Source organism: Nonomuraea sp. NPDC051191 (genome assembly GCF_044455665.1).
Classification (GTDB): Bacteria; Actinomycetota; Actinomycetes; order Streptosporangiales; family Streptosporangiaceae; genus Nonomuraea.
The window spans coordinates 1-1,207 of sequence record NZ_JBITEZ010000026.1; the positions used below are offsets into that span (position 1 = coordinate 1).

At 69.3% G+C, this 1,207-nt stretch carries 1 protein-coding gene; it reads left to right on the plus strand.

Annotated features, from left to right (window positions below; all coding sequences use genetic code 11):
* Nucleotides 1–895 precede the first annotated feature (895 nt).
* Nucleotides 896–1,207, plus strand: a 312-nt coding sequence (locus ACIA8R_RS47595) for a hypothetical protein (protein ID WP_397044531.1), incomplete at its 3' end; no start/stop codon positions are given.

Genomic DNA, 1,207 nt, shown 5'->3' on the forward strand with positions numbered 1-1,207 from the left:
TGGTACTGCACTCGGGAGGGTGTGGGAGAGTAGGTCACCGCCGGACAATCTTTCGAAGAAGGCCCCACACGGTTGTGTGGGGCCTTCTTTGCGTTGTGGGCCCTTCCCAAGGGCTTCCAACTGCTCCTCGAACGCTGGAGGCTAGGCAGCCCGGGTCGGGTGCATGTGATGCCGGCCGCCGGTCACGGCATTGCCCGACGACAGCGCAAGCTGCAGCTGGCCCATGGGCTGGCCTCTCTGGGGGAGAGTCCCGTGGCCTTAGGGCCTCAATGTCGGGCTCTTCGCCATGAAGGAGACACGGGTCTGGTCCCTGGTTGGACTCGTCGATGACGTCAATGTTCCGCTCCTTCGGGGAGGCGTCGCTCTTCGGACGCGGACGGAGGTGGGATCACAGCAGACGATCCCACTTGGTTCGCGGCTGGCTGGATGTTTGCGGGGGCGTCTGGAGGGCTCGTGAACGTGCGAGGGCTTGCTAGGCTGGAGGGAGCGGGCCACCCCCACGGGTGGCCTTCGTCGCGTAAGGCCCGAGGGCGGGCGGCGACCAGCCACGGTGGACCGCCGTTGTGAGTCCGCTGAGTGAGCCAACGAAATGGACCAGAAGTGAACAGAGATAACGGATCGGACGGCGGACAGCGCGGGCGCGGCGACTACGGGGACAGGCGCTCTGGCGGCGGCAGGACTGGCGGATACGGCTCTCGCGGGCGTGATTCCGGTGGCGATCGTCCGTTCCGTTCCGAGGGCCGGCCGCGTCCGTACAACCGCGAGGACAGAGCGCCCCGAAGCGGGGAAGGCGCTCGCGACGAGCGCCCGCCGCGACGTGAGGGTGGTTTCCGGGAGGAGGGCCGCTCCTACCGGGACCGGGATGACCGCGGGCCCCGTCGCGAGGGCGGCTACGGTGAGCGTCGCGAAGGCGGAGGCGGCTACGGTGACCGCCGTCAGGGCGGGTATGGCGATCGAGGGCCGCGCCGCGAAGGCTTTGACCGTGGTCCGCGCCGTGAGGGCGATGACCGTGGTCCTCGCAGGGAGGGCTTCGACCGGGGGCCGCGTCGTGAAGGTGACGAGCGTCGCCCCTTCCGGGACCGGGATGATCGCGGGCCGCGTCGTGAGGGTGACGAGCGTCGTCCCTTCCAGGACCGTGGTCCTCGGCGTGAGGGCGGCGGTTACGGTGACCGTGGTCCGCGCCGCGAAGGCTTTGACCGTGGTCCGC